Source organism: Empedobacter sp. GD03861 (assembly GCF_029840885.1).
Lineage (GTDB): Bacteria > Bacteroidota > Bacteroidia > Flavobacteriales > Weeksellaceae > Empedobacter > Empedobacter falsenii_B.
The window spans coordinates 26,137-53,128 of record NZ_JAOCDJ010000009.1 but is presented as its reverse complement, the minus strand read 5'-3'; the positions used below and the strand labels follow the sequence as shown (position 1 = coordinate 53,128).

Sequence of the window (26,992 nt, the reverse complement as noted above, 5' to 3'; positions counted from 1 at the left end):
CTTTATATATTAACGTTAAATTCCCAAAAACCAATCCCCTCCCCAAAAGCTTTTGTATTCTCAAAATCAAAATACTTTGTTTTGATTAAATCTATCTGCATTTCAAGCGGTAAATATATTGCCCATTTCGAAAAATCGAGCATTTCTTGTCCTTTTTCAAAAGCTAAAAGCATTTGAAGTTGCTTCTCTATTTCCTTCTTCTCAATACTTTTTAGAATATTTGTAAAATCATCAATAGAAAAAGATTCGTCAATAATCTCAATCGAACTTGATGATTCATCTACATGATTTTCAATCTTGTTTAAGGTCAAGAGAAAAGAAATAGTTCTGTTGATTTTTGAACTTGAAAAAGTATAAAATATTTTTGATTTTTCTTTTATCAAAACAGGTCGTTGTTTTTGAAGATTTTCAATTTTGAAAAATGAAAATTCTTTTCGCAATTCGGATAAAGCAAACCTGCTGTTTTCATCTGTAAAATCATAATCTGTTTTGGATGTAAGCACTTCAAACATTTTTTCTCTAATCTTTGAAGCTACATCTGCACTATTTCCGAAGAAAAGAGGTTTTTTACCATCATTTGTCGGAACAACTTCAACTTTTTTGGATTTAAAATCTACGTCAATTATTTTCCAAATTCGAGCTGATAGAAATACATTTTCGTTTACAATTAATTGAGGAGACAAAGGCAATTCCCCTATTTTATTACCAGAATTTACAACTTTCAAAAAAGTTTCTGTTTTAAAAAGTGAATAAAAATCTTTAGAGTTTACCAAAGGTTCTGCATCGATACCAAGAATAATTTCGTTCCCAATTTTTTCAAGAAAATCAATACCAATAAGGTGTGTTATTAACTCTAAAACTTCTTCCCTAGCAATATTTATAAATGCAGGATTGTTTTTTAATAGTTCAATTATTCCATTAATTTCAATTCCAGATATACCTTTAACGATGGATAATATTTGATGCAAGAGAACATCATAAGGCTTATCTGTAATAAAAACTGGTTCTATAAAATGTTCTTGATACAAAAACCAAGACGCCAAAGATTGTAAAAAGCTCCAAGAATCTGTTGAATAGAGAACCAAATTACTGGATTTCCCTTCTCGTCTTCCACTTCTCCCAATACGCTGTATTAGCGATGCAATACTGTGCGTAGCATCAATCTGAACTACTTTATCCACATTGCCAATATCAATTCCTAATTCTAACGTTGAAGTACAAGAAATGGTAAAATTTTGTTGATTTGTATTTTTTGCAAAAAACTCTACATATTCACGCATTTCTTTATCTACCGCCGAATGATGAGAAAAATAGTTCTGATGACCATCAACTCTCTCGGATATTTTTTTAAGCTTCACAGCAACTTCCTCTACTCGCCCTCTTGCGTTAGGAAAGACCAATGCTTTGCAATCTCTTGTCTCCTTATACAAATCTTTTAAAAGATCTAAAGGCAATTCCGTAGAATTGCAATCGAAATATCTGAAATCTGCATTGATAGGCTTTGGCGTAATATCTCTAATAATTTTGGTGTTGATTGGATCGCCAAAAAAACTTTTTAGTTCTTCATATTGATTAACGTCGCTTACTGTTGCAGAAAGCCCAACTACAGAGACTTTTTTGGAGCTTTTTTGTTGTAGTCTATATAACAAAGATTGCAGTTGCAAACCTCTATCTGAACCTAAAAAAATGTGAATTTCATCAATAACAATATATTCTAGAGAGGAAAAAAGTTGAACAACATTATGAGGTTTGTTGCAAAACATTGCTTCAATAGACTCTGGTGTAATGAGAAGAATTCCATTTGGATTTTTCAGAAGCTGTTCTTTTTTACCCTTACTAGCTTCGCCGTGCCATTTTGTTACGGAAATATCCAAATAATTGCAAAGTTGTTCTACTCGCAAAAACTGGTCATTAATCAAAGCTATTAATGGTGAAATGTACAAAACTTTTACACCAGGTTCTTTAAAATTTACTTTTGATAAAATGGGAAGAAAAGCCGCTTCCGTTTTACCAGAAGCGGTTCTTGATATTAATACGTAATTGTTATCCGTAGAAGTAATTCTCTGAATAGCAGCCTCCTGAATCGGTCGAAAACTATCCCAGCGTTTATCTCTTATGTACTTTCGGATGGGCTCAGAAAGTAATTCGTAAGTCGTCATATTTCTTCGATTGAATCTAAAGCAACAAGGTCGTTTGGTCTCTCGTCGGAAATTTCGATTTCTCCAAATAGTTTTCTTTTATCAATTTCAGGATTTTGACGAATGATGTTGAGAATATTTAGAAAATCTCGAATTACTTCACGAGGTGTCAAAAACTCGGAAGCTCCAGGTTTATTAAACATTTCTTCCATAAATGAAGTAATATCTTCATCAGAAACATTTAATTCTGTTTTATAATTCAAATCAAAAATGGATTTCAGTTTCGTTAATAAAACAAAAATTTCATTGTGATTTAAAGGCTTTAATTTAATGACAGGTTGTGCAAAATCTCTTATTTCTAAAGTTTCAAATTTATTGGGTTCCAAACGAGATTTTAAAGCTTGATAACTAAACAAACCTCGTCTTTCATTTTCAAGAAAATCTCCAGTTCCTGCAAAATTCACAAAGAAATTAGAAACCTTCCCTTGGAAACAATCATTATAAATAGAAAGAATTTTTTCATAGTTTTTTTCTCTCGCTGCCGAAGTTGTAATCTTGTATAAATTGATAGCTTCGTCCAGATTTATCATAAATCCGCTGTAACCCATACTCACAAACAGTTTGCAGAAATTTTTGAGCATATCGTAATAATTGGAATCGTTGATTATCTCTCGAACTCCAAGATCTTGTCGGGCTTCTGTTTTGGTTTTGTATTCGCCTTTCAACCATTTTAAGGCATTTCGGCGAAGATACTCGTCACCTTTTATGTAACCTTCATAGTATTTGATAATTACCGAAGCAAAATCGAAACCTCCGACTTCTGTAATCTCGTTAACGGTTTTCATTATTGCATTTTGTACTAATGGCAAATATTGATCGTTACGAATATCTGATAGAGAAATATTTTGTTCTTCACTTACTTTTGTGATAACTTGTTCTATCCATTTTTCTAAAAGCGTTGGCAAAGCACCACCTTCTGGCTTTGTTTGGATGGCAATATTATCCATAATTGCGGCATACAACAAAACACTTTTTCCATCATTTGCATAAATTCTATTTTCTGGAGTAAAATCGGCATTGGCAACAACAAATTTTTGTTTTAACGCCACCGTATTTAGCAAATGAAGCATAAAAGATTTTCCGCTTCCAAAATCTCCGATCCAAAATTTAGCAAGACTATGACCGTTTTTCACATCTTCTAAAGAACTGATAAAGGCATTAATTTCTTCGGAACGCCCAACGGTAATATGTTGAACGCCTATTTTAGGAACAACACCACTTATTAAAGAATTAATAATTGAGGTTACTTCTTTGGGTTTAATATTGTCAATCATTTAATAATAGTTTTTTGTAATAATCTGGGTAAATAGTGTAATAATCATCATCTTCTTCAATCAAAACATCATCGAGCATTTCAAAACATTTATCGTTGATAGCATCAATGGTAGAATTGAGAAATAAATTTTTAGATTTAATAAAATCTTCAAGCTCATTTTGAATCATTGAATAGCTTGATTTTTCAAACAATTCCAAAATATTGACTTGAATATCTGATAATTGAAGATCATCCTTAAACTTGAATGAGTTAATCTCTTCATTCGTAACTTCTGGAAGAATAAATTCTTTGGTTAAAGTTTGCTCTGTTACAGTAATTTCTATCGATTCCTCGTCACTAAGGTACTCCTCTAGCAATTCAACAGTTAACGAATCTTGCTTTTGTATATCAGCAATTGCACTTCTATCGATACTAATTTTCTTTCTTTTGGGCTCAAATATTTTCGAAATATTACCAAGTACTTCTGTCAAATTTCTGTTATTGATAAAACTCTTAATCAACTGAACAAAATTATCAACTTCATCTTGATTTTTAAATAATTGTTTCTGCGTTGATTTTGGAAATTGTTTGTTCTCAAATTTTGCTGAAATAATATCTTTATCCAAATATTTAAAATACAATTCTAACGCAACAACTTTATCAAAATCGGCAATAAATTTTGCTGCCTCAAAATAGATATGACTTGCAGACGGATTCTTTTCATTAATATCAACTAAACGATCAATTTCCCAATTAAATCCTATAATATTTGAATAATGTTTTATAACATCATCAAATTTGATTTTCCATCTATTGGTATTCGTTTCATTTAAAATAATATTGGTTTTGGAATCCGCATCTAAGATTTTCGCTTGATCTTCTATCAAAAAATCAGATAATTTTGAAAGAATTTTCTTTTCATGCAATCTTATAATATCTGGATTTTGATAATCAAGATTTGTATTTATTTTTCGCTTAATTCCGTAAACTTCTCTTACTGTATTCTCACAATATTTTAATATTTGTTGGAGAATTTCTGTTTTAATCGTTTCGATGGTATAAACGTAGTTAAGACTTTCTTTTCGGTAGTTGTATTTATTAACGATGATAATCTCTGAAATTTCATCGATAACATTAGAATATGTTTTGTTAACAGGTACACATTTTTCTAAGAGAAAATCATAAGCTCTAAAAAATTGTTTTAAAATCTGAATTCTACAAAAAATGATTTCATTAAAAACATTATCTGCAAAGTTTATCTTATTTAATAATTCAATTTGATTGGAATCTAAATTCAATCTTTTTGAAAATTTGTCACCTAATTTCCAATAAAAATCGTTGCTTGAATTTTCAAATTCATTTTCATCAAAGCGAGGTAACGGCATAGGATTTTGTCCTGAAACATCTATGATTGATGAATCATTATTCATATTTGAAGAAGTAGAATTTTCATTCATTAAATAGAAAATTAGGGTTCATTATTTTAGAAGAAAAAAGCATTCGCATTAATAAATTACCAATGTAAAATAACAATGCAAATGCTTTTGTATAAAGATATTTGTTATGCTTTCGCTACGTCCTCATCATCTTTATCCTTATCTGGAAACATGATAGAGGCAATAACTGACAACACCAAAATACCACCAACAATACCTAAAGATACTGGCGATGGAATATGGAACCATGGTGAAATAAGCATTTTTACACCAATAAAGCTCAAAATAATTGCCAATCCATAAGGTAATTTACTGAACATATGGATAAAGTTAGATAGTAAGAAATATAACGATCTAAGCCCTAAAATTGCAAAAATATTGGAAGTGTAAAGGATAAATGGATCTTTCGAAATAGCAAAGATTGCAGGAATAGAATCCACGGCAAATAAAACATCTGTAAATTCGATTACTGCAACAACAACTAACAGCGGCGTTGCCATTCTAATTCCATTTTGAACTGTAAAGAATTTATCGCCATCATAATTGTCTGCAACTTTGTAGAATCTTTTTACCAAACGTGCACCTGCAGTTTCGCTGAAATCTTCCTCATCGTCGTCGTCTCCACCGCCCCAAGATTTGATACCAGCGTAAACCAAGAACAATCCAAATAACGTCATTACAACATTAATACGAACTGGCGTTCCGAAGATTACCCACTCTGGCAAATAGGTTAGGTTGATGATTCCGACACCAGCAAAAATGAAGATTGCGCGGAATATCAAGGCGCCAATAATTCCCCAAAACAGAACTTTATGATGCAAATGTCTTGGAACTTTGAAGAATCCAAATACTAAAATAAATACAAAGAGATTGTCAACAGAAAGTGCCTTCTCAATCCAATACGCTGCTTGGAATTGGGTGAATTTTTCTATCGCTAAATCATGTCCACCTGCGTCTTGGTTAAATACCCAATAGACAACTCCAGAAAACACCATTGCCAATGAAATCCAAACAATTGTCCAAATTGTTGCTTCCTTAGAAGAAACTTCATGCGCTTTTTTGTTAAATACTCCTAGGTCTAATAATAGCATCACAATTACTACGATAGCAAAGCCAATTACTAAACCGGGATGCAAATCGATAATACTTTTATCCATAGTTTAAATTTATTTATTTGTTAAAGTTATATACATTAATCGCCCTCCATCTTCATCGGAAAGCATTATTTTTTTCCCATCAGTTAACTCCACCATCGAGTTGATAGGAATTAGTTTATTCTCGGTTACATCTTTCATATTGGGCAGACTTTGGTTTACCAAGACCCATCTATTTTGATAAAATGTAAAATATCCGACTGGTTTTTTATCTATATCTGTTAAGCTTTCGTTTCTGATTACTTTTCTTGAAACATGCCATTTGAAAAGATATTGATTGTGATAGACCATTAAACGATGATTTTCAGGCTTCCAAACATCATCTTTGAATTTGTAATATAAATCCACAACTGGTAAAGTTCCTTTATGAGGCGTACCACAGAACGGACATTTCGGCTTTGATGTGTTATCGAAAACATACCATTTTTCATCACATTGAGGATTACTACAAGGTTGTATAAGATCTACAGTTTTCAATAAAGCGGTTTCCCATTCATTCGCAATTGGACGAAGCATTGGGTTATGAAGTCCATCAATAAAAGCACGCTTAAACAAAGCTTCCAAATAAGGACCAGTTGCTGAAAAAGGAATCTTATTGGGATCTCCCCAAAATAAATTCCATTTTTTTAGATGATCAACTTTTACACGATTGGTAGAATCTGTAGGATTTTCAACAAAAATTGCTTTTTCTCCCATAGATAAAACCTCATCTTTCTCGGAATCTAAATCCCAAATTTTACCGCCTCTCAAAGGATGTCTTCTCAATAAATACATATAGATTAAGACTGCCAATGCATGCAAATCTGTTTTTTGATTTGGTAAAATTCTGTTCGGATCGTTAAGAGGTAAATGTTTGGTTTTCAATACTTCAGGAGCAATAAAGTCTGCCGTACCAATAACTTCCGGAGGAAACATCCCCGGAACAACCAATCCGTCAATATCTATAATAGCAGCAGATTTAGAAACAGGATCTACCAAAACATTGTTGTACGAAAGATCAGAATGTGCTAATCCCATTTGGTGCATCTTTTTTACACCTCTGGAAATGTTAATTCCGATTTGGAAGTAACTTAACCAATCACCTAATTCCGATTTATCTAAAGCTAAAGGATATTGTTTATTACGAAAAGATGGCGTGGTAAACCACTTTCCTACCTTTTCTCCTCCTTTTATCATTTCATTGGAAGCATATCCTTTTTTAAAGAAAAACTTTGAATTGTAAATTGGAACAATTACGCCTGTTTTTCCATCTTTTTCAACAGCATCATAAGGCCATCTAAAAATTTCGTCCAAGAAATAATCAGAACTACTTCCGTTCTTAATATTGTCTAAATATAGTTTTACAATCCTCTTTATACGCTCTTTTTGATTAAAATCTAAAGCATCTCTAAAAAAGGCAACCACATATTGTCGATTAGGAGCAAAATAAACATCTTTAACCCCTCCTCTTTTAGGATTGCCATCATCTACAAATTCGTAGGATTTTGTAGGATCGATAACAGAATTAACTTTTATAACACTCATAATATTAATATATTATCGCTAATGTTCTATCATCATGATTTCCTTTGCTCCAGAAATCCATCCAATTAGAAAGTTGTGCTTCGATTTCTGAATCATTTGCAAAATCAACCTGAATTCTGTCTTCATTTTCGCCGTTCAAATCTCTTAAAAAATTTTTCCAACTTTCCATATTTTCAAGTTTGCTTTCTACAACAAATTTTGGATCATAAATACCATCTGTCATTAGAACTAATTTTGAAAAATCTTTAAAACAATTAATTCCAAAACGATTAACCATATCTGGTCTACTAAAAATTTCTGGCATTGTAATAAAACGTGTTCCTCCACCAAACTCGCCAACATCAAGAAAATTAAGCAATTTTACATCGGTATCTTCATTCAGTAAAATATTAATTGGGCAATCGCCAACGCCAAAAGAAAGTACAACATATCCAAACTCAAATTTTTTAACCAAAGTAAAAATGAGCGTAGTATGTATATCTTTCAATGTAGCACCTTCAGAAGTAGCAAATGCTTCCAAATCTGCATGAAGTTTTTTAACTCTTGTGTATAATGAATTTATAATAAAACTTTTACTACTTAATTTCGCATTCGCCGATTCGTTTGTAGTGCTATTTTCCTCAGAAACAACTTGTTCCGCTTCTTTATTCTCAGTTGAATTAGTTGAGTCGTTTTCTTCAGTGATTATTGATTTTCCTGAATCATTATCTTCTGAATAAAAATTTTGAACTTCTTTGGATAAAGTATTCAAGAAAGATTCATCTTCAAAGCTTTTAACGATATTTTCTGTTGCAAATTGTGAACCAGCACGTGCTAATCTTGCCGAACCAGCACCATCTGCAACGGCAATTATACTCCAACCATCTGCAAGGCTTTTAACTGCGAAATCATCATCACGAAATGTTCCTTCGTGTGCATGAGAACGTCCTCTTTTTGACGAAATAACAATCTTTTTATCTAAAAAATCTGATTTATACGTAACATTATCTTCCTTCGCAAATCGACTATCTTTCGGGCTTGGTTTATTCAACCATAAATCTTTTGGATCTGCATTCACTATAAATGGTACAACTTTAATATCCGTCGTCATATTGTCGTCATTTATACTAAAAAACTCAATATGAATATCGATTTGGTTCGCATTGGTTGGTGTGCCAGAAATACATATTTTTTCAGGATCAAATTTTAAACCTACTTGTTCTAGATTATTAATATTCGTAATTCTGATTGCTGGAAACTGGTCTTGATTAAAACAAAAATTATATTCCTTTTTAACATTTGCATTCGGAATAGATAATTGACTATCTATAAACTCTTCCTTTTCTTTATACATATTGAATATTTGAAGTATTTGGTACTTTAGATCAGAAATTGATTTAGAAATTTCATACACCTTAGCATTATCTCTTAATTTTGAAACTGTTGTTTCAACAATTTTAGAACTCTCAATATTATGATCTTTTAAAATTTCATTTAATAAACTCTCCATGTTTTAACCTAAAGTTCTATTAATATCAAAATCACCTTCTGCCATACCGTAATAACCATTATTACCACACCAAGGACAAGTTGCATGACCATCTCCAGATATACAATGAATTCCTCCACACTGACAAGTTGCTAATGCATAATTATTTCCACAAGAAGGACAACTAGGGTTTCCATAAATATCTTCTGTTGAAATTTTAATATTTGGCTTATTTGAACCTGAAAATTCTTGATAAGAATTTTCATCAATTTTATATGCACCAACAATTTTGAAATACGAAGATAATATATCCATAAAGCCAGAATTTTTAAATTCTTTTTTGTATTTAATTAAATATGACTTTTCAGAAGTAGAACATTTTCCTCTTAAAACAACAGTATTATCATCAGGAATTTCATGTTTTTTTGATAAATCAATTTTTTCTACAATTTCTGGGTTGGTCTTACTAAGATTAATGCCATCTGTGTTTGTATTGTTGATATTTTCACTTGTAGCTTTAATTGAAGCTGTTACCCATTTGAAAAATTCTTTATAAGCATTTACATCAGTATCGTTAAATAACAAAACTTGGTCTGATAGTTTTCCTAGTAAATTGTAATTTGTATTATCTCCAATTGATATAATAATCAGGTTGCATTTACCTTTATAATTTGTATTCCAGCTTTCAATCGCCTTATCTGTATTGTCTGTCGGAATACCATCCGTAAATAAGAACACAATTGGTTTCCAATCTCCTTTTTGTTCGTAAGTTGTTTTTACAACATCTTTATCAATAGAGTTCATTAATTCTTCCAAACCTTTTGAAAGAGACGTCCCACTTCCAATAGGAATTTTAGGAGGATAAAATGTAATCACGTCTTGTAATGGAGTAATTATTTTACTTTCGCCAGCAAATCCTATTATAGAAATCCATACAGTTTCTAAAGCATAAGGATCTGTTTTTAATTCTTTTATAATTGCAGCTATACCATCTTGAACTTGTTCAATAGGCTCTCCCACCATTGACTCAGATACGTCAATAAGGAAGTAAATAGGTAATCTTCTCATAGTTAGTATATCTTATTAAACAGCAATAATATTATTCAAATTTTTCTTATACATATCTTCAATGAAATTGTGAAAAGTATCTCCAACAAAACTTGATGCATGCCATTGGCAAAAATCAGAAAATGAAAAATTCATCAAATCATTAATTTGTAATACAATGCTACCAATCGATTTTAATTTTAATAAAGCTTCTCTAATATTAGTTTCCAATAATTTATTAAATACAATTTCATTTACAATCCAATATACAATTCCTATATCTTTATTATTTCCTTCTATCTTTTTATTCAAATAAGAAATTGTTTCCTTAAAGTTCAACTCAGAAGAATTATAAATATTAATTTTAGGAAATTCAAAATCTATTATATTAGTTAAAGGAACATGAAGATTTATTTCATGATTAAATGAAATTATACATATTTCAACAAACTCTAAAGTAAATGGATTCTTCAAGAATTTTGAAATTTCATTTTGTATCCAAATACGTATACTATCTATTGATTGTTCATTTAATTCATTTGAATTGGCAATAAGAATATAAATAGGTAATCTTCTCATAGTTAGTGTTTATTATACAATGATATTCAATTCACTTGGAGGTGGTGGAAGTGTCATTGCTTCACCAGTTCCTTGAGTCTTTCCTCCCATTTCAATAGAAGAACTTACCCACTGAAAGAATGTCGTTAATGTAGTAGCATCTGTTGTATCTAATTTTACAACATTATCTGTTAAATCTTGTAGGAAACTCACCTCAGCTTTAGGCCCTGCAGCACAACCTACAATTACTCCAAAATCAAGCGATTTAATTTTTGGAATAACCTCTCTATATTTTTGCAAATCTGATGGTTTTCCATCCGTAAAAACAAAAAGAAGAGGCTTCCAATCTCCTTTTCTTTCTGTTGATCCTTTAATAATTTCGCTATTTACCAAATTATAAACCATTTCCAAAGCTTCCCCAGTATGAGTGGGACCACTATCAGGACATTCTATTTCAACAGGATGAAAACTAGCTAAATCAGTTAAAGGAATAAGATTTTTAACTTCCCTATCATAAGTTATTACACTTATGTATAATGAATCCATTGCCTGCGGATCTGATCGCAACATACTAATTAAGCCATTAAAGCCATTATTTAGAGCTACAATTGGTTCACCTCGCATTGATCCAGAAGTATCTAACAGAAAATATGCTAATAATCTTCTATTCATAATTTATGATACTATTACCAGTTCTGACGGAGGTGGTGGAAGTTGATCCAAACCAGATAACTCAATACCTGTCTCTTCTACTTTTGTTGAAGTTGTAGAAATTGAAGCTGTCACCCACTGAAAAAATTTAGAAATAGTTTCAGAATCAGCATTATCTAAACGTACTACCGAATTTGTAATTTGTTTTAGGATATTGTCGTCTGCTCCTGTTCCTGCAGCACAACCAACAATTAAACCTTTATTAACTTGTTTTAATTTGTTAAAGCCAGATTGCCAATCATCTGTAGGTACACCATCTGTCATCAGAAAAGTTAAAGGTTTCCAATCTCCTTTCTGCTCAGTTGTTGTTTTGGTTATTTCGGTTTCCATTCTATCGGCTAATAAAGATAGAGCAGCTCCCAAAGATGTTGTGCTTTGCGCTTTTATATCAACCATTTGAAAAGAAGCCAAATCTGTAAGTGGAACGATTTGTTGTGCTTTGTCATCAAACGTGATAATGCTTACATATGCTGTTTCAATAGCTTGTGGATTTTGACGTAAAGAATGTAACATCATTTGTACGCCATTTTTTACGGCCTCAATTGGCTCTCCAGTCATTGATCCTGATGTGTCTAATAATAAGTATACTGGTAATCTTCTCATAATTTCTGAAGTTATTTGTAGTTTTGAATAATTCTTTGGATGGTTTGTACGAAAATTTTATCATCTGCTGGATCTCCAATTGCATCAAATTTCCATTCACTATTTTTTCTATATAATTTTCCTAAAATAAGAGCTCCTTTACCTGTATAACTAGAATCGGTTACAATATCATAATTAGAGTAAACACTATTTACACGCGTTGGAGTTCCTTCATACATTCTAATTTTAGCAAATGGAATTTGTGCAAAATCAAAATTTTGACCTTGATTAAGATAAATATTTAGAAAGAAAAAGATTTTATCTACATCCGAACTTACTTTATTAAGATCGACTGAGATAATTTCATTATCCAAGCCATCATCTCCTCCTACATCTCCTTGTCTATCATCACCACTATGACGAAGACCTCCATCTTTGGAAGATAATTTTCCTAACGGAAAGTTATTTTTAGAAAGCCAAGCATTATAATCTGGTGAATAAAGCCAATCTATCAAATCTCCATTAGCATTAAGCATGATGCAACTAAGATCTAAATCCACGTCTTCCACCACTTTTTTTGAGCCAAAACCCAAAAAGCCTGATTTAATTGTTTCAATTGCACCCCAGTTAACTCCAACACAGAAATTTGTTAAAGATTCTCCTGTACTTTTCCTTAAGTCAATTTTTTGACCTTTTTGTAAATTAATTGCCATTTTTTATAGTATTTTTAGTAGGTTTATTATTATAAATAATTATGTCGTACTGTTTCTACAGTTTCTTGTAATTTTCTATCACGTGTTGGTTCTCCAATAGCGTTGAATTTCCATTCACCATTTCTCTTATAAAAAACGCCCATAACCATAGATACATGTCCAGAAAAATTATCTCCTTTTGCAATATTGTAAGTCGCAAAAACTTCTGAAACTCTAGTTGGTGTTCCTTCATAAATTCTGATAGATGCAAACGGAATTGTTCCAAAATCCTGACCTTTGTAACTATTAAGAACAAATGCAACATGACTAACATTAGCACTTAATTTTGATAAATCTAAAGTGATAACTTCATTGTCCAAACCATCATCACCAGACATATCACCTGTCAAATCATCACCACTGTGTCTTACAGCCCCATCTTTAGATTTTAGTTGTCCAAAATACACTACATCCAAAGCATTTTTAGCATCATCATACAGAATACAACTTGCATCTAAATCAACCGCTTCTTTTTTTGTATTTCCTAACCATCCTTTCTTTTCGATTGCTCCCCAGTTTACACCTACACAAACATTTTGTAAAGTGCTTCCGTTCTCCTTTTTAAGGTTTATTCTTTGTCCTTTTTGTAAGTTAATTGCCATATTATTCTATTTTGTTATTTAGGTTTAAATTTAACATCGAATTGAGAATATTCATCTCTTCATCTACGTTGATTACTTGATTTAAAATTTCCTGTTTCTCAAGAGTTTCTCGATATTTTTTCAAAAGATCAATAATATCTTCAGGAAGTTCAGTTTTAATAGTTTCAATATTCGATTCTAATTCTTTATTTCGATTCAAAAGATCATCAACTATAGTTTTATTATTGGATACATTTGCTGTAGTATCTAACAGTTTTGCTATATCAGATGATAAAAAGTAAAATTCATTCGTTTGTAAGTTCCAAATAAAATTTTCTTCAATGTCTACTATTTTATATAGTTCAAACATTTGATTATTTACATTATATCCACAAACAAATCTTATCTTAAAATTATTTGCATTTAGTTTTCCGAGTAGTTTTCGTTCAATGTCATTATTTTCATATTCATAGTACTTGGTATCAGGAAGACTAAGTAAGTATTCTATTTTAGAAATCTTTCTATAATATTCCATTGCGTAATCATTTGCCAATTGACGAATTGAGTTTATCTTCAAATCAACTCTTTTATCCGTTAAATTATAATAAAATGCCCTCAAATAATCTGACATAAGGGCATTTTGATATTTTTTGTCTAACGCAAAATTTTTTACATTTTTATTTGAAACTGAATAGCTTTCAATATAATTTTCATTCGCTTCAATTTCTTTATATAGCGCAAGAATATTTGCTTCTTTTTGTTTTTTGATCTTTTCTAGTAAGACTATCAAGCTATCAGTATACTGAAGATGAAACAACTCTAATTTATTAATATCCAATTCATTTGGAGAATTGATATCAAAATAAGATTGAATGAGTTCAGTTTTAATAATAATATTGATAAGATCTACTTTATCAAAAAATTTACTTAGAAGTTTTAATTTTTGTACTCTTTTTTTACTTTTTTTTAATATCTCTTTATCTTGATCCAATTTTTAATTAAGAATTTTGAATTTGTTTTTTCAAAGTATCTTCAAGATTTTTCAACTCAACATCTAATTGTTGTCTAGATTGACTACCTTGCTGCTGAATTTGTTTAACTTCATTCAAAGTATTGATTAATGAGCTCGTCGTTTCTCTTAATGTATCTATAGAAACAATGGTTTGCTCGTTTGCTTTGGCAACATCAATGGTATTTTGCTGAAGTCTTTGTGCATTCTTTCTCAGAATTTCTTCAGTTGTTGATGATACTTTTTTCTGAACTTCAATATTTTGTTGTTGTCTGTACATGGCAACTGCCAATGTTAACTGATTCTTCCAAACAGGAAGTGTCGTCGTAAGAATTGTTTGTGCCTTTTCTGCAATAGAAACGTTATTATTCTGGATTAAACGAATCTGAGGTAAAGATTGCAAAATGATAAACCTTACAACTTTTAAATCAGCTAATCTTCTATCTAATCTATTGACAAAATCACGCTTATCCGAAATCTGATAGTCTTGATAATTTGCAGGATTAGCTTCCATCAATGCTAATTCTTCTGTAGACTTCTGATGTTTTATTGTTCCAGCAATAATGTAATCTTCAATTTGTTTTACAGACTCAATATTGCTTGTAAAAATAGTTTGAAGAACCGCATTATCTTTTGTAGAACTTATAATCCCAGCATTTACTTTATTGGAAATATCAGAAATATTATTGACTATTTTATCATATTTCACAAATAGAGTTTCGACAGAAGTCACCATGTTTTTTAGAAAAGGAATTTTCTTCAAGAATTTCTTCATCGAATTCCCTTCCAATTCATCTACATCAACATAATTAAGCTCTACAAGAAGCTTATTAATTAACTCCCCAACTTCTCCTGAATTAGATTTTCTTACATTATTTAAGAAAGAATCACTTTGATTAGCTAAAGAATTTTGAAGTTCTGAACCAAAGTTTATGATTGAATTAGGATTCTGCTCATCAATAGAATTTACCATTCCATCATACTTCTGAGCATCCAAAGTATTAATTTGAGCTAAGTCTACATTGCCGTTTTTATCAATAGCTTTGTTTGTAATTTCTAATTCCATTTTAATCAATATAAATGTTATATTATTGGTATAAACTTACATATTTAGCAAGTCCTTCTCTTTGTCCGTTTCCAACAGCTTCGAATTTCCATTCTCCATTACGCTCGTAGATTCTACCAAATTCAACTGCAGTTTCAATTGAAAAATCTTCATCTAATTCGTATTTCAATATTTCTTCATTTGTATCAGTATTGAAAACTCTGATAAATGAATTACGAACTTGTCCAAAATTTTGGCTTCTTGAATCTGCTTCATGAATAGTTACTACAACAATAATTTCTTTAACTCGAGAATCTATTCCTGTCAAATCTATTTTTATTTGCTCATCATCTCCGTCACCATCTCCTGTAAGATTATCACCTGTATGTGTAACAGATTTATCTGGAGTTTGTAAATTATTATAAAAAACGAAAAAATCGTCAGAAATAAGTTTTTTGTTTTCGTTTAAAACAAAAACAGAAGCGTCCAAATCAAAAGCTCCTCCAGTTGAAGAATTATTTGCATCCCAACCTAAACCGATTGTGAATTTTGGTGCGTTAATATTTTGTCTTTGTCCTTTTTGTAAGTTAATTGCCATTGTAAGTTATCTTTTAATTTAATAATATTTTGTTTGTACTCATCCACTTGATGATAGTTATTACTGATTGCTAAAAGCAACATTTGTTTTAACATTTGTTTTGAAAGATTTTGATAAATAAAATCAAAATCTTGTTCTTCCATCAACAGAATATACTTTGTTATTCTTGTATTAAAGCTAAAATGATCTGAATTCATTACATCTACCAAATCTTTAGCTGATTTTATTTTAAAGTAATTATAATGATTTTCTATTTTTGGATGAATCTCATTATTCATTAATTCAGCAAAATACACAAATATAAATTCACCATTTACATCATATTCTTTCAATATTTTGTCAACCGTTTTTTCATGGCTTCCTGTAATTTTTATATCATCTATAAAAATGCAAAACTTACCATCCACAAAACTTTTATCGATATAGTATGTATCATTAGAAATCAAAGTCATTCTTTCTTCGAAACTCATATTTCCATAATCTTGGACATATGTTTGCTTTCTATGGATTTTACCTTCTACACAAGCTGATTTTCCGTGCTCGAAAAGAAAATAATTAAGATGTTCTTTGAAATATGCGCACAAAAAGTTGGAAGCTGTAGGAATAGAATGATATGGACTTGGAAAAAGAATAATCTCTTTCTGATCTATAATTTCTTCTCCAAATTCTTTTATAAATCCATTAAATAAGTCTTCTGCAAAAATATGTGCAACTTCTGTATCTCCAAATTTAAACTTACTATATGCTGATTCATCAAATGGACAAGATGATTCGTTATGAATTTTATGTAAACTGTATCTTTTATTCATCATTAATTAAATTTCACCAAATCTGCTGCAAACCCATATGTTTTAGCTCCTTGATAATCTGCTATAGGATTATCTCCGATATGAATAATTTGTGATTTGGTTATAATTTTTATTTCCTGAGTGTTTTTGTAAAGATATTCAAATATTTCAAGATTAGGTTTAGAAATCCCTACTTCATCCGAAAAAATCATAAACGAAAAATAAGCATCAAGGTCTAGTTTTTTCAAGACTTTCCGAATAGAATCGCCATGAATAAAAGCTGTATTACTAAGAATACTTGCAGTTTTTCCTTTTGCTTTAATTTCACTTAAAAAATCATGAATATCTTCCCAAATAATAAAAGGTACATTTTCGACAAAAAGTTCATCTGATTTTTCAAAAAACAATTTTAAATCATCAATTGAAATATTTTGGATATCCTTCCCTAGTTTATCCAAAATTAACATAAACACCTCTTCTCGTTCGATATGATTTCCTGTTTTTTCAGATATTATATTAAATAAATTATCGTAATATCTAATCACAGAATCAATTTCATATGTGGTTTTATTTAATGAAAAATGTTCTTTGAGTAATTCAGTTCTTTGAGGTTTAAAATTTGGGTTTGACTTAATAACCGTCATCCATAAATCAAACGAAAAATGCTCAAAATTATCAATTTCTATCACTTATTTATTATATTTTACTTAGAGCCTGCCGCCCATTTCATTCCCCAATTGTACATTCTATCACAATCTCCATGTGAATTATGGAAACTTATTAATTTCTTTACTTGCATAGCAGTTGGTGAAATTAAAATTTCTGCAATAGCGCAAAACTTTTTATGATCGTTTTGTTGTCCCATCTGCACTTCGATATCTGGATTCCCAGGAACTTTTATAGTTACAACAGCATTTGTCTCCGCCCATCTTGCAACACCATCATAAATAAAACAATAAACTATAATACGTTTAATTTTATCTAAAGCCTGAGGATTTACAATTACATTCTCGCCAGAACCTGCTGATGCACCACGATCATCACCTGTATGCCAAATCCAAGGTTCATATGTATAACAACCTTGTCTTGTTTTTCTATCTCTTGGACCTCCTTGACCTTTAGAAAATTGCAAACCATCAATACAATTTTTACTTCCATCAGTCAATTCATAGAAAACACCAAGATCTAAGTCGATATCTTTATTACCTCCAAAAAGACCTGATAAAAAACCTCCATTCTTCGTTTTTTTCTCTTGAGACCAATTCAAGTTAATAACAATTTCCTTAGTAGAATGATCTCTTTTTGTTAAGTCAATCGAATGTGTATCACCAGATTTCTCAATTGTTACTTTTTGTAAATTAATTGCCATACAGCTTATTTAATGATTTGACCATTATAGTATTTTTCAAGAAAAAATCCTAAATCTGCTTTATATCCAATACCAGATGCTTCAAATTTCCACGCTCCATTTCTTTTATATAAACGCCCAAATTCAACACCTGTTTCAATTGAGAAGTCTTCATCTAATTCATATTTAGCAATTTCCTCACCTGAAGCATTATCAACAATGCGTATATAAGAATTTCTAACTTGTCCAAAGTTTTGTTTTCTATTTACAAAATCCTCTATAGTTACAACAAAAAGAATTTCTTCTACTCTAGAATCTACTTTACTTAAATCAACAATAATTGCTTCATCATCATCCCCGTCACTACTTTTTCCATCCGGATCATCACCCGTGTGAATTAGTCCATATTTTCCAGTACATCCTTTAGGGCAAGGATTTTCTCTACCATGCCCATTACTACAATAATTATTATAAAAAATAAAATGATTATCACTTACTAATTGTCTTGAAGAATCAATCATTATAGCAGAAGCATCTAAATCAAAATCATAACCAGTACCTTCATTAGGATCCCATCCTAAACCGATTGTCATTCTAGTTAAACCAATATCAATCTTTTGTCCCTTTTGTAAATTAATTGCCATAATTTTTTTAGTTTATTTATTAAAAATCTATTTTAAATTTTAAAAAAAGTAAATATATATAAATCTTTTATTTGAAAAATACGTAAAACCGTAAAGCAGTATTAAATTAAAGAAAAAATATATATTCTCTATTATCAACTTTTAAAATTTTAAGTTGAATTAAAAAAAACAATTGTAAAACCAAATAAAACCATTTCTTCACATAAATTTACAAATAGTTTTAATTAGCTTTATAAAATGAATCATTCAGAACTATTTTACAAAGTTGATATCGTTGTGATTAGAAGCCGTTCAATTATTAGACGAAATCTCAAAAGCTACCTATACAACATAGGTAAAAAGAAGATCATTCGATTTTAGAAATAACAAATTCACCGAAGAATTAGGACAAGAAGCCGTAGCAATTGTAGATAAACGTGTGAGAGAAGGCTTGCCCATTCAATGGGTGCAAATAGAGCTGGTGCAGCAATTGCAAGAGAAATAATTGCTTATTTAGGTGTGTAACTTTAACATTTATTTAATCAATGCATTTAGTATTAAACATTTACACGTAAAAACCTTACTAACAAATGGATAATTTATTTGATTAAAGTCTATTAAAAATTAAATTTTTTCATTATAAATAATCAATAATTTTATGAGTTCTATGATTTTAATTAGTGGAATTCACAATCCTAACGATTATATTTGTAAAAATTTAAAATTAGTAATGACAGCAGTAATCATTATCTTTGTTATACATTGGTATGCTTCTTTATTTTTCCAAACTTTTTTTCATCACCGATATGCATCACATGCAATGTTTACGATGTCAAGAGCTTGGGAAAAAATCTTTCACGTTTTAGCGTGGATTTTTCAAGGTTCATCTTATCTAAGTCCCTACACATACGGGGTAATGCACAGACATCACCATGCGTATGCAGACACAGAAAAAGATCCACATTCGCCACAATATGATCCAAATTTCTTTGCGATGATGTGGAGAACTCGTATTGTTTATAACGAAATTGACCACGATAAAACACAAGTTTTAGAAAAATTCAAAAAAGGCGTTCCTTCTTGGCGTTCTTGGGATAGATTTGCAGGAAATAATGCAGTACGTATGGCTTGGGTAATCATTTACATATTAATTTATGTTGCTGTTGATGCTCCACTTTGGACGTATTTTGTATTCATTCCAATGCAAGTTTTAATGAGTCCACTACATGGTGTAATCATCAACTGGTTTTCACACAAATTAGGTTACCGTAATTATGATGTTGGAGATACTTCGACAAACTTAATGCCGATTGACTGGTTAATGTGGGGAGAATGTTTACATAATAATCACCATAAATTTGGTGGACGTCCTAATTTCGCAGTTAAGAAATGGGAATTCGATCCAATGTATCCATGCATTTGGGCAATGAATAAACTGAATATCATTCAGTTCAAAAAAGGTAAATTAGACACCGATTATATGTAAAATGAAAGCGATTCAATAAATTGAATCGCTTTTTTTATTTCTTCTGATAAACAATACTCTCTATATATTTCTTGAAAAAGAGTTTTTGTTCGACGATTTTAAAATACGACATAAAACTTTGCTTCATTTGTGGTAATTGAGAAATATCCAAACCAATAACAATTCTAAAAAAGCTCAACATCACATTCGTTACACTTTTTTGCCAACCTTTCTGATTTTGTACAAAATCAACATAAAACCACAAACCTCCTACTTTCAAATACGAATTTAATTGACTAAATAATTCTTCTGCTTTGGATTGATTAAAATGATCAAACAAAAAAGTAGTCATCACAACATCATATTTTTTATCCGTTTCGAAATCAAAAATATCCGCAACAATAAAATTTATATTTAAGTTCGACGTTTTTTCTTTTTTCGCTAAATCAATCATTTTCGAAGAAAAATCAACATAATCTATATCCAATTTTAGATTTAACTTTTCTATTTCAGCGATAAATTTTCCCGCTCCTCCTCCAACCCACAAGATTTTATCATTCTCTTTCAAATGTTTTAAAATCACAAAATGAGCTTGATGTTGACGATTCAAAAAAATCAACTGGCTCAACGAATGATAATATGGCGCAATAAAATTGTAATTCATTATTCGAATAAAATTACGCTTAAAATTCCACAAATTGCTTTCAACAAAATCATTCCATCTATCGCAATTAAATAATATAAAATTGCTTTTGGACGATTGAGTTTAAATGCAAAAATAGCTAAACAAACAATTGGAATTAACATGAACAAAATGCGATGAAACGGCAATCCATACCATATTCCAAAAATTACAAAACTCAAAAACCCTAAGAATATTAAGGGTAAAATAATGCGGTTTAACGTAAAATGATAACCATATTTGACAACAAATGTTTTTAAATTTCGATTACTGTCATCTTCATAATCTTTCAAATCAAACAAAATCGCATTCACAACGCAATACATAAAGGTTTGAGAAAATAGAAAATAGAATTTTGCATCAATCACATAATGCGTTTCATTCTTCAACATCAAAAATAAAACAGGTAAAAAAACGGTTGTAATTGCCCAAGTCCAGCCAATTAAAAATGGCTTTAACAACATCGTTTTACGCAACGAAATACCTAATTTGAAATCATAATAACCAAAGGATAAAATTGTTGTAAAAGATAAGACAGTCAACCATTTCCAAGTTAATATTTCGTAATTCGGTAAACAATTTATCGCTAAAATAATTCCAGAAATTAATGCAATTACAGCTAAAATAGCAGTGTAAATATGAACAGATTTACGATGCGTAATGTAAAACTGAGTTCTGGGATTACTGGAAGATTTTAGTGTTTTTGGAATTCTGTAGGCGTACAAATAAAACAATACCGTAATGGTGCTAATAAAAGCATAATACGCAATCGAATTAAATGGTAAACCAATTTTGATATTCGTCTCGATATTGAGCGCAATAGAAAGTAGAATTAAAAAAAAATTGGAAAAAAAAATGTTTACGATAAATCGACTAATCACTTTTTTTTCCATTTTCCTAACAACTTAAACTTTGAAAAACTCTAGAATGACATTTTTATAGGTTTCGCCAATCGGAATTTCTTCTTCATTCAAATATAAGACTTTATTTTGAATTGATTTCACTTTTTTTATCGAAACAATATAAGATCGATGAACACGCACAAAAAGTTGATCGGGCAGTTTTTCTAAAATAGATTTCATCGATATTCGAGCCGTAATTCTTTTGCCATTTTCGAGGTGAATTTTTACATAATCGTCCAAACCTTCAATAAAATCAATTTCGTCGTAGGCGATTTTATTCAATTTGTAATCAGCTCGTATCGTCAAAAATTCTTTGTCTTCATTCAGTTTTTTATCCACTAAAATCAACACCGCTTTATTCACCGCTTCCTCAAATCTATCGTAATCTATCGGCTTCAACAAATAATCAATCGCCGCAACATTGAAACCATCAACCGCATATTCGGCAAAAGCTGTGGTAAAAATAACAGGAATTTTCTTGTCCATATTTTTGTAAAATTCCATTCCATTTGTACGCGAAATTTGAATATCCAAAAACATCAAATCGATTGGAAATTGATTGATATATTTCTGTGCATCTTTCAAATTGGAGAAGGTTTTTACTAACTCCAGATTTTCATTTCTAGAACAATAATTTTCTATTACCATCAATGCCAACGGCTCATCATCTATCGCAATTACTCTAATCATTCAAGAAAATTTTTAGTTCAACAATAAATTTAGATAAATCATCATTAATCGTTAATTTATAATGATTTGTATAAAAAAAATCTAATCTCTTTTTCGTATTCTTCAAACCAATTTCACTTTTTTCAGTTTCAGGATTCACCTCTTTCGAAATGGTATTTTCAACGTTTAAAAACAATGTTTGTTGCTCAACTTTTATCGAAATAATAACAGGTTGCGAGGCTTCATCAATCACACCATATTTGAATGCATTTTCGATAAAATTAATTAAAATTAATGGAGAAATTCTTAAATCGGCAGGATTTCCTTCAACTTCAAAAATAACAGATTCTTTGTGCGTTAATCTCAATTTTTGCAACTCAATATAATTCTTGATATAATCTAAATCTTGTTGCAAAGGCACAAAATCTTTGGAAGAATCTGAAACCACAAATCGCATCATTTTAGATAATTTCATCACCGCATCCGAAGCAGAATCCGATTTTTGAAGCGTTAAAGCATAAATATTATTCAACGTATTGAACAAAAAATGAGGATTAATTTGCGCTCTCAAATAAGCAATTTCCGACAATTGTTTCTCATTTTTCATTTCCTGAAAACGTTTATTTTGTCGAATAAAAAGCGAAACAATCGCCATCATCAAGAACATAATAATTTTCGGACTCCACATCATAAAATCGCGAGGTGGTTTTCGAGGCTCAAAACGATTAAAAGGCGGAGCTTTTGGAGGAACTTTGTTAAAATGAAACGCAAATTCTGGAACTTTATACACCACAAAAAAGAAAATGATGAGAATAACGATATAGAAAAAATAACGTTTCTGAAAATATAATTTTGGAATTAACACAAAATAATTCACCAAAAAGAACACTAACAATAAGATATTTTCAAAAAGCATTCGCTTGAAAAAACCTGTTTTGAAAATGGATTGATCACTCGAAAAATTTGGCGCAGCTATAAACGGAATCAACATAAAAATGATTGAAACTATGCTGAAAATAACGATTTCTCTCTTTGTAATTTTTACTTTATTCATCTTCTAATTCAATTGAAACAATAGAAAAATGCTGTCTATTTGGAATCATCAACGTTTTAATATTTACGTTTAATTCTTCATCCGAAGAAATTAAATAATGATTGTTCACTTCTCCAAAATAGAAATATTGTTTGGTGTAAAATGTAAGCGCAACCTTGTGATTTGCATGATTTTGATTAGATGAATTTATAACATCCAACTCGAAATCTACAAAGTTAAGATAGGTTTTGTTCAAATTATCTGTGATTTGATACAAATTTCCTTCCAATTGTTCGATATATGGGATCGCCGCCATTCCCACCAAATAATGCAATTGCGTTGCTTTTTTATTTTGACGCAACAATTCTCGAAAAGTTTCTACCTTATACGTTTCTTGCTGAAAAAGTTGTTCTTGCAAATAATACTCTTTGTACGTCGCATCAAAAACATATTTCTCCCAAATTGACGTTGTCGAAGCATCAATCACTAAACGATAAGCAAACTGAACTTTTTTAATTGTTTTCATCTTTTGGTTTTCTATCAAAAGGTGGTGGCATTCCTAGCCCTCCGCCCATTGGCTCTTTTGCTTCCTCTATATTTTCTGTAGAAATTACAATATTTGCTTCAATTGTATATCCTTTTTCTAAACTTCCGCTCACTTTTGCCAATTGATTTCCGTCTGTATCATCCGAAAAGACATTGTCATTCGCATTGTACGTATAACCTGTCAAACCTTTTGTATAACCATATTTTTTGGCTGAATTTACAATTTCTACAACAGAATTTTCACCTTCTGGAAAAGCAATTTGCGTTACTTTTATCGAAACGCCATTTGCATTGTAAATGTGCACATGGATATGCGTTGCACGACTTTCGTACCAACCTGGGAAAATAGAATTGAATTCAACATTTCCATTTTCATCAGTTACTTGTCTACCTCTCAAAAATTTATACGATTTATAATCGATTGGTTGCATACGCATTCCGCCATATTGTGAATAATTTCCATCTTTATCACAATGCCAAATATCAACAATCGCGCCTATTAAGGGTTGACAACTTTCATCAACATTGGTTACATTAATTTTGATTGTCACCTCTACTCCTGTTCGATCACCTTTTATATTTTTAGATAAAAAATCTTCTGGCTTTTTTGTAGGAAATGGACCTTCTGTTTCAGAGGCCCATAGTTCACAATCATTTACAACATTAGAGTCTTTGCAACTCATCAACACTTTTGGAACAATTAAACTTGCGCCCAATAAACCCAAACTATTTTTTATAAAATCTTTTCTTTCCATTTTGTAATGTATTTTTAGTATTAGTAATCAATCACCATTAACAAAGAATTTTCGCTCAACGATTCAAATTCTACGTGTTCATCTGACTTAATTTCCAATAAATCTCTGGATTCGATTAAACGATTATGAATCTCAAAAATTCCTGTTAACGAAATAATTAACCAATTTCTTTCAACTTTTTTCATTGGTATTTCTGATTCTCTTCTCAAATCAAATTTTCCTAAAAAAACATTAAACAAATCATGGCGAATAATTTTCTCTAAACGATTCTCTCTATCCAAATCAATTGGAACAATCATTTTAGCAATTTGCTGTTTTTCTTTTACCAAAAATAACGAATAGAAATACGAATAATCGTTGCTGTATTCACCTTCGACATCGATAATGGTTCCTTTGTCTAAATAATAAATAAACGATTGATTGACTTCAATTTTCCAATTAAAACCATTCATGTTCAAACGAATATTATTCATCAAAGGCAACAAAATCAAATAACCACTTTCCTTGATTACTTTTTGATAAGTACCTTGACCATTCACAGCAACATCATCAATAAAAGCAAAATCAGAAATAGAATTATCATCATTTAACGCATTAATTCTGATATATTTATTCTCAAATAAATTTCGATTCTCAGCTTTACACAACTTTATCATACTTCATATTATCTTGAAACAAATATAATTTATCATCTTAATTCGACTAAATTTTAGAGGTTAACCCAAGATTTTTGTAGGTTAATTGAATTATGATTCGATTTTATTTATCTTTAGCAATAGAATTTATACGATCAAACACAATAAAAATGATAAACAAAAAAGTAAACAGCATCGAAGAAGCACTGCAAGGTGTAGAAAGCGGAATGACGCTGGCTGTTGGAGGCTTTGGACTTTCTGGAATTCCTGAAAATCTTATTCAAGGTTTAGTGGACAAAAAAATCAATAATCTTACGTGTATCAGTAATAATGCTGGTGTAGATGATTTTGGTTTGGGATTATTATTACAAGGACGACAAATCAAAAAAATGATTTCTTCTTATGTTGGAGAAAATGCAGAATTTGAACGTCAAATGCTTTCAGGTGAATTAGAGGTTGAATTGATTCCGCAAGGAACTTTAGCTACTCGCTTAATGGCTGCTGGTTATGGAATGCCTGCAATTTTTACGCCTGCTGGAGTTGGAACTGAAGTCGCTGAAGGAAAAGAAATCAGAAAATTTACCTTTCACGGAATCGAAAAAGAATATTTGTTAGAATATGCTTTCGAGCCTGATTTTGCAATTGTAAAAGCGTGGAAAGGTGATACAGCGGGGAATTTAGTTTTCCGTGGTGCAACAGCAAATTTCAATCATCCAGCTGCTATGTGTGGAAAAATTACGATTGCCGAAGTGGAAGAATTGGTAGAAATTGGAGAATTAGATCCAAATCAAATTCATACGCCTGGCGTTTATGTCAATCGAATTATTCAAGGTGCGAAATACGAGAAACGTATCGAAAATAGAACTGTTCAACCTAAATCATAAGAAAAAATGTTAGATAAAAATGGAATTGCAAAACGTATTGCAAAAGAAGTACAAGACGGATTTTATGTGAATTTAGGGATTGGAATTCCGACGTTGGTTGCCAATTATATTCCCGAAAATGTAAATGTTGTTTTACAATCAGAAAATGGATTGTTAGGAATGGGACCTTTCCCTATCGAAGGTGAAGAGGATCCTGATTTTATCAATGCGGGTAAACAAACGATTACAACTTTACCAGGTTCAGTTTTCTTTGATTCGGCAATGAGTTTTGGAATGATTCGCGCACGAAAAATCAATTTAACAATTCTTGGTGCAATGGAAGTTTCGGAAAATGGTGATATTGCCAACTGGAAAATTCCTGGAAAAATGGTGAAAGGAATGGGAGGCGCAATGGATTTGGTTGCTTCGGCTGATAATATTATTGTAGCGATGCAACATGTGAACAAAGCTGGAGAATCTAAACTTCTGAAAGAATGTACACTTCCTTTGACTGGAATAAAATGTGTCAAAAAAATCGTGACTGAATTAGCTGTTTTAGAAGTTTTACCAGAAGGTGGTTTCAAATTATTAGAGCGAGCACCAGGAATTTCTGTGGAAGACATCAAAAATGCAACTGAAGGAAAATTAATTATTGAAGGAGAAATTCCCGAAATGATTTTATAAAAAATAAAGATTCGAAAGGAAAGTTAAAAAGCTTTCCTTTTTTTATGCTCGATTTGTTTAACTTTATTCAAATTAATACTT

General features: G+C 30.7%; 29 protein-coding genes. 3 read left to right on the top strand and 26 right to left on the bottom strand.

Going from position 1 to position 26,992, the window contains the following annotated elements:
• Positions 1–2: 2 nt before the first annotated feature.
• From N5D03_RS06890 to N5D03_RS06800, 19 genes are all read right to left on the bottom strand, one after another.
• Positions 3–2,159, bottom strand: coding sequence for a DEAD/DEAH box helicase (locus N5D03_RS06890; protein ID WP_280051245.1), 2,157 nt, complete (start codon positions 2,157–2,159; stop codon positions 3–5).
• Positions 2,156–3,472 carry an ATP-binding protein gene (locus N5D03_RS06885; RefSeq protein ID WP_280051244.1) on the bottom strand — a complete coding sequence of 439 codons (1,317 nt, stop codon included), beginning with the start codon at positions 3,470–3,472 and terminating at the stop codon, positions 2,156–2,158. The genes N5D03_RS06890 and N5D03_RS06885 overlap by 4 nt, the downstream gene beginning before the upstream one ends.
• Positions 3,465–4,910: a tellurite resistance TerB C-terminal domain-containing protein gene (locus N5D03_RS06880; protein WP_280051243.1), complete on the bottom strand. Its 1,446-nt coding sequence runs from the start codon at positions 4,908–4,910 to the stop codon at positions 3,465–3,467. The genes N5D03_RS06885 and N5D03_RS06880 overlap by 8 nt, the downstream gene beginning before the upstream one ends.
• 104 nt (positions 4,911–5,014) lie before the next feature.
• Positions 5,015–6,046 (bottom strand): TerC family protein, encoded by a 1,032-nt coding sequence (locus tag N5D03_RS06875; protein ID WP_115000695.1) that lies wholly within the window; start codon positions 6,044–6,046, stop codon positions 5,015–5,017.
• A gap of 9 nt (positions 6,047–6,055) precedes the next feature.
• Positions 6,056–7,567 (bottom strand): kinase, encoded by a 1,512-nt coding sequence (locus tag N5D03_RS06870; RefSeq protein WP_115000697.1) that lies wholly within the window; start codon positions 7,565–7,567, stop codon positions 6,056–6,058.
• Between the two features lie 4 nt (positions 7,568–7,571).
• A complete protein-coding gene (locus N5D03_RS06865) occupies positions 7,572–9,056 on the bottom strand; it encodes a PP2C family serine/threonine-protein phosphatase (protein ID WP_181816312.1) in 1,485 nt (494 codons plus the stop codon).
• Between the two features lie 3 nt (positions 9,057–9,059).
• Complete coding sequence (locus tag N5D03_RS06860) at positions 9,060–10,103, bottom strand: TerY-C metal binding domain-containing protein (protein WP_115000698.1); 1,044 nt, start codon at positions 10,101–10,103, stop codon at positions 9,060–9,062.
• Between the two features lie 15 nt (positions 10,104–10,118).
• The gene (locus N5D03_RS06855; protein ID WP_115000700.1) at positions 10,119–10,661 is read right to left on the bottom strand and encodes a hypothetical protein; all 543 of its coding nucleotides are present in this window, start codon (positions 10,659–10,661) and stop codon (positions 10,119–10,121) included.
• 12 nt (positions 10,662–10,673) lie between these two features.
• Positions 10,674–11,312 (bottom strand): VWA domain-containing protein, encoded by a 639-nt coding sequence (locus N5D03_RS06850; RefSeq protein WP_038331562.1) that lies wholly within the window; start codon positions 11,310–11,312, stop codon positions 10,674–10,676.
• A 3-nt stretch (positions 11,313–11,315) separates the two neighbouring features.
• Positions 11,316–11,954 (bottom strand): VWA domain-containing protein, encoded by a 639-nt coding sequence (locus N5D03_RS06845; protein WP_038331559.1) that lies wholly within the window; start codon positions 11,952–11,954, stop codon positions 11,316–11,318.
• A gap of 11 nt (positions 11,955–11,965) precedes the next feature.
• Positions 11,966–12,646 (bottom strand): TerD family protein, encoded by a 681-nt coding sequence (locus N5D03_RS06840; RefSeq protein WP_038331556.1) that lies wholly within the window; start codon positions 12,644–12,646, stop codon positions 11,966–11,968.
• A 29-nt stretch (positions 12,647–12,675) separates the two neighbouring features.
• On the bottom strand, positions 12,676–13,287 hold the full coding sequence (locus tag N5D03_RS06835; RefSeq protein WP_038331554.1) for a TerD family protein: 612 nt from the start codon (positions 13,285–13,287) through the stop codon (positions 12,676–12,678).
• Between the two features lies 1 nt (position 13,288).
• Positions 13,289–14,257, bottom strand: coding sequence for a hypothetical protein (locus N5D03_RS06830; protein ID WP_038331551.1), 969 nt, complete (start codon positions 14,255–14,257; stop codon positions 13,289–13,291).
• A 7-nt stretch (positions 14,258–14,264) separates the two neighbouring features.
• Entirely contained in the window at positions 14,265–15,341 is a 1,077-nt protein-coding gene (locus tag N5D03_RS06825; RefSeq protein ID WP_038331547.1) for a toxic anion resistance protein, read from the bottom strand.
• Positions 15,342–15,363: 22 nt separating this feature from the next.
• Entirely contained in the window at positions 15,364–15,918 is a 555-nt protein-coding gene (locus N5D03_RS06820; protein ID WP_038331544.1) for a TerD family protein, read from the bottom strand.
• Positions 15,852–16,727, bottom strand: coding sequence for a phosphoribosyltransferase family protein (locus N5D03_RS06815; protein WP_038331769.1), 876 nt, complete (start codon positions 16,725–16,727; stop codon positions 15,852–15,854). Before N5D03_RS06815 ends, N5D03_RS06820 begins: the two co-directional genes overlap by 67 nt.
• Positions 16,728–16,729: 2 nt before the next feature.
• Positions 16,730–17,395: an HAD family hydrolase gene (locus N5D03_RS06810; protein ID WP_147280002.1), complete on the bottom strand. Its 666-nt coding sequence runs from the start codon at positions 17,393–17,395 to the stop codon at positions 16,730–16,732.
• Between the two features lie 14 nt (positions 17,396–17,409).
• Positions 17,410–18,075, bottom strand: a complete 666-nt coding sequence (locus N5D03_RS06805; protein WP_038331543.1) for a TerD family protein — start codon at positions 18,073–18,075, stop codon at positions 17,410–17,412.
• Between the two features lie 5 nt (positions 18,076–18,080).
• Positions 18,081–18,698 carry a TerD family protein gene (locus tag N5D03_RS06800; RefSeq protein WP_038331541.1) on the bottom strand — a complete coding sequence of 206 codons (618 nt, stop codon included), beginning with the start codon at positions 18,696–18,698 and terminating at the stop codon, positions 18,081–18,083.
• Positions 18,699–19,335: 637 nt separating this feature from the next.
• On the opposite strand from N5D03_RS06800, the gene N5D03_RS06795 reads away from it, so the two are divergent.
• Entirely contained in the window at positions 19,336–20,163 is an 828-nt protein-coding gene (locus N5D03_RS06795; RefSeq protein WP_313567136.1) for an acyl-CoA desaturase, read from the top strand.
• A 34-nt stretch (positions 20,164–20,197) separates the two neighbouring features.
• Here N5D03_RS06795 and N5D03_RS06790 read toward each other — a convergent pair whose 3' ends face one another.
• The 7 genes from N5D03_RS06790 to N5D03_RS06760 are packed head-to-tail and all read right to left on the bottom strand — an operon-like array spanning position 20,198 to position 25,385.
• On the bottom strand, positions 20,198–20,806 hold the full coding sequence (locus N5D03_RS06790; protein WP_219035107.1) for a class I SAM-dependent methyltransferase: 609 nt from the start codon (positions 20,804–20,806) through the stop codon (positions 20,198–20,200).
• Positions 20,806–21,717 (bottom strand): hypothetical protein, encoded by a 912-nt coding sequence (locus tag N5D03_RS06785; protein WP_280051242.1) that lies wholly within the window; start codon positions 21,715–21,717, stop codon positions 20,806–20,808. Before N5D03_RS06785 ends, N5D03_RS06790 begins: the two co-directional genes overlap by 1 nt.
• A gap of 12 nt (positions 21,718–21,729) precedes the next feature.
• Positions 21,730–22,416 carry a LytTR family DNA-binding domain-containing protein gene (locus N5D03_RS06780; protein WP_280051241.1) on the bottom strand — a complete coding sequence of 229 codons (687 nt, stop codon included), beginning with the start codon at positions 22,414–22,416 and terminating at the stop codon, positions 21,730–21,732.
• Positions 22,409–23,449, bottom strand: a complete 1,041-nt coding sequence (locus N5D03_RS06775; protein ID WP_280051240.1) for a sensor histidine kinase — start codon at positions 23,447–23,449, stop codon at positions 22,409–22,411. Before N5D03_RS06775 ends, N5D03_RS06780 begins: the two co-directional genes overlap by 8 nt.
• On the bottom strand, positions 23,442–23,954 hold the full coding sequence (locus N5D03_RS06770) for a hypothetical protein (RefSeq protein ID WP_280051239.1): 513 nt from the start codon (positions 23,952–23,954) through the stop codon (positions 23,442–23,444). Before N5D03_RS06770 ends, N5D03_RS06775 begins: the two co-directional genes overlap by 8 nt.
• Entirely contained in the window at positions 23,941–24,729 is a 789-nt protein-coding gene (locus N5D03_RS06765; RefSeq protein ID WP_084106837.1) for an intradiol ring-cleavage dioxygenase, read from the bottom strand. Before N5D03_RS06765 ends, N5D03_RS06770 begins: the two co-directional genes overlap by 14 nt.
• A 20-nt stretch (positions 24,730–24,749) precedes the next feature.
• Entirely contained in the window at positions 24,750–25,385 is a 636-nt protein-coding gene (locus tag N5D03_RS06760) for a hypothetical protein (protein WP_125350282.1), read from the bottom strand.
• Positions 25,386–25,534: 149 nt separating this feature from the next.
• Here N5D03_RS06760 and N5D03_RS06755 point away from each other — a divergent pair, with 149 nt between their 5' ends.
• A complete protein-coding gene (locus N5D03_RS06755; protein ID WP_038331757.1) occupies positions 25,535–26,248 on the top strand; it encodes a CoA transferase subunit A in 714 nt (237 codons plus the stop codon).
• Between the two features lie 6 nt (positions 26,249–26,254).
• Complete coding sequence (locus tag N5D03_RS06750; protein WP_038331514.1) at positions 26,255–26,911, top strand: 3-oxoacid CoA-transferase subunit B; 657 nt, start codon at positions 26,255–26,257, stop codon at positions 26,909–26,911.
• Positions 26,912–26,992: the final 81 nt, after the last annotated feature.

Bases quoted from the DNA above. Each gene is read 5' to 3' on its own strand.
- N5D03_RS06890 (WP_280051245.1), bottom strand. From the start codon at position 2,159: ATGACGACTTACGAATTACTTTCTGAGCCCATCCGAAAGTACATAAGA.
- N5D03_RS06885 (WP_280051244.1), bottom strand. From the start codon at position 3,472: ATGATTGACAATATTAAACCCAAAGAAGTAACCTCAATTATTAATTCT.
- N5D03_RS06880 (WP_280051243.1), bottom strand. From the start codon at position 4,910: ATGAATGAAAATTCTACTTCTTCAAATATGAATAATGATTCATCAATC.
- N5D03_RS06875 (WP_115000695.1), bottom strand. From the start codon at position 6,046: ATGGATAAAAGTATTATCGATTTGCATCCCGGTTTAGTAATTGGCTTT.
- N5D03_RS06870 (WP_115000697.1), bottom strand. From the start codon at position 7,567: ATGAGTGTTATAAAAGTTAATTCTGTTATCGATCCTACAAAATCCTAC.
- N5D03_RS06865 (WP_181816312.1), bottom strand. From the start codon at position 9,056: ATGGAGAGTTTATTAAATGAAATTTTAAAAGATCATAATATTGAGAGT.
- N5D03_RS06860 (WP_115000698.1), bottom strand. From the start codon at position 10,103: ATGAGAAGATTACCTATTTACTTCCTTATTGACGTATCTGAGTCAATG.
- N5D03_RS06855 (WP_115000700.1), bottom strand. From the start codon at position 10,661: ATGAGAAGATTACCTATTTATATTCTTATTGCCAATTCAAATGAATTA.
- N5D03_RS06850 (WP_038331562.1), bottom strand. From the start codon at position 11,312: ATGAATAGAAGATTATTAGCATATTTTCTGTTAGATACTTCTGGATCA.
- N5D03_RS06845 (WP_038331559.1), bottom strand. From the start codon at position 11,954: ATGAGAAGATTACCAGTATACTTATTATTAGACACATCAGGATCAATG.
- N5D03_RS06840 (WP_038331556.1), bottom strand. From the start codon at position 12,646: ATGGCAATTAATTTACAAAAAGGTCAAAAAATTGACTTAAGGAAAAGT.
- N5D03_RS06835 (WP_038331554.1), bottom strand. From the start codon at position 13,287: ATGGCAATTAACTTACAAAAAGGACAAAGAATAAACCTTAAAAAGGAG.
- N5D03_RS06825 (WP_038331547.1), bottom strand. From the start codon at position 15,341: ATGGAATTAGAAATTACAAACAAAGCTATTGATAAAAACGGCAATGTA.
- N5D03_RS06820 (WP_038331544.1), bottom strand. From the start codon at position 15,918: ATGGCAATTAACTTACAAAAAGGACAAAGACAAAATATTAACGCACCA.
- N5D03_RS06815 (WP_038331769.1), bottom strand. From the start codon at position 16,727: ATGAATAAAAGATACAGTTTACATAAAATTCATAACGAATCATCTTGT.
- N5D03_RS06805 (WP_038331543.1), bottom strand. From the start codon at position 18,075: ATGGCAATTAATTTACAAAAAGTAACAATTGAGAAATCTGGTGATACA.
- N5D03_RS06800 (WP_038331541.1), bottom strand. From the start codon at position 18,698: ATGGCAATTAATTTACAAAAGGGACAAAAGATTGATATTGGTTTAACT.
- N5D03_RS06795 (WP_313567136.1), top strand. From the start codon at position 19,336: ATGAGTTCTATGATTTTAATTAGTGGAATTCACAATCCTAACGATTAT.
- N5D03_RS06790 (WP_219035107.1), bottom strand. From the start codon at position 20,806: ATGAATTACAATTTTATTGCGCCATATTATCATTCGTTGAGCCAGTTG.
- N5D03_RS06785 (WP_280051242.1), bottom strand. From the start codon at position 21,717: ATGGAAAAAAAAGTGATTAGTCGATTTATCGTAAACATTTTTTTTTCC.
- N5D03_RS06780 (WP_280051241.1), bottom strand. From the start codon at position 22,416: ATGATTAGAGTAATTGCGATAGATGATGAGCCGTTGGCATTGATGGTA.
- N5D03_RS06775 (WP_280051240.1), bottom strand. From the start codon at position 23,449: ATGAATAAAGTAAAAATTACAAAGAGAGAAATCGTTATTTTCAGCATA.
- N5D03_RS06770 (WP_280051239.1), bottom strand. From the start codon at position 23,954: ATGAAAACAATTAAAAAAGTTCAGTTTGCTTATCGTTTAGTGATTGAT.
- N5D03_RS06765 (WP_084106837.1), bottom strand. From the start codon at position 24,729: ATGGAAAGAAAAGATTTTATAAAAAATAGTTTGGGTTTATTGGGCGCA.
- N5D03_RS06760 (WP_125350282.1), bottom strand. From the start codon at position 25,385: ATGATAAAGTTGTGTAAAGCTGAGAATCGAAATTTATTTGAGAATAAA.
- N5D03_RS06755 (WP_038331757.1), top strand. From the start codon at position 25,535: ATGATAAACAAAAAAGTAAACAGCATCGAAGAAGCACTGCAAGGTGTA.
- N5D03_RS06750 (WP_038331514.1), top strand. From the start codon at position 26,255: ATGTTAGATAAAAATGGAATTGCAAAACGTATTGCAAAAGAAGTACAA.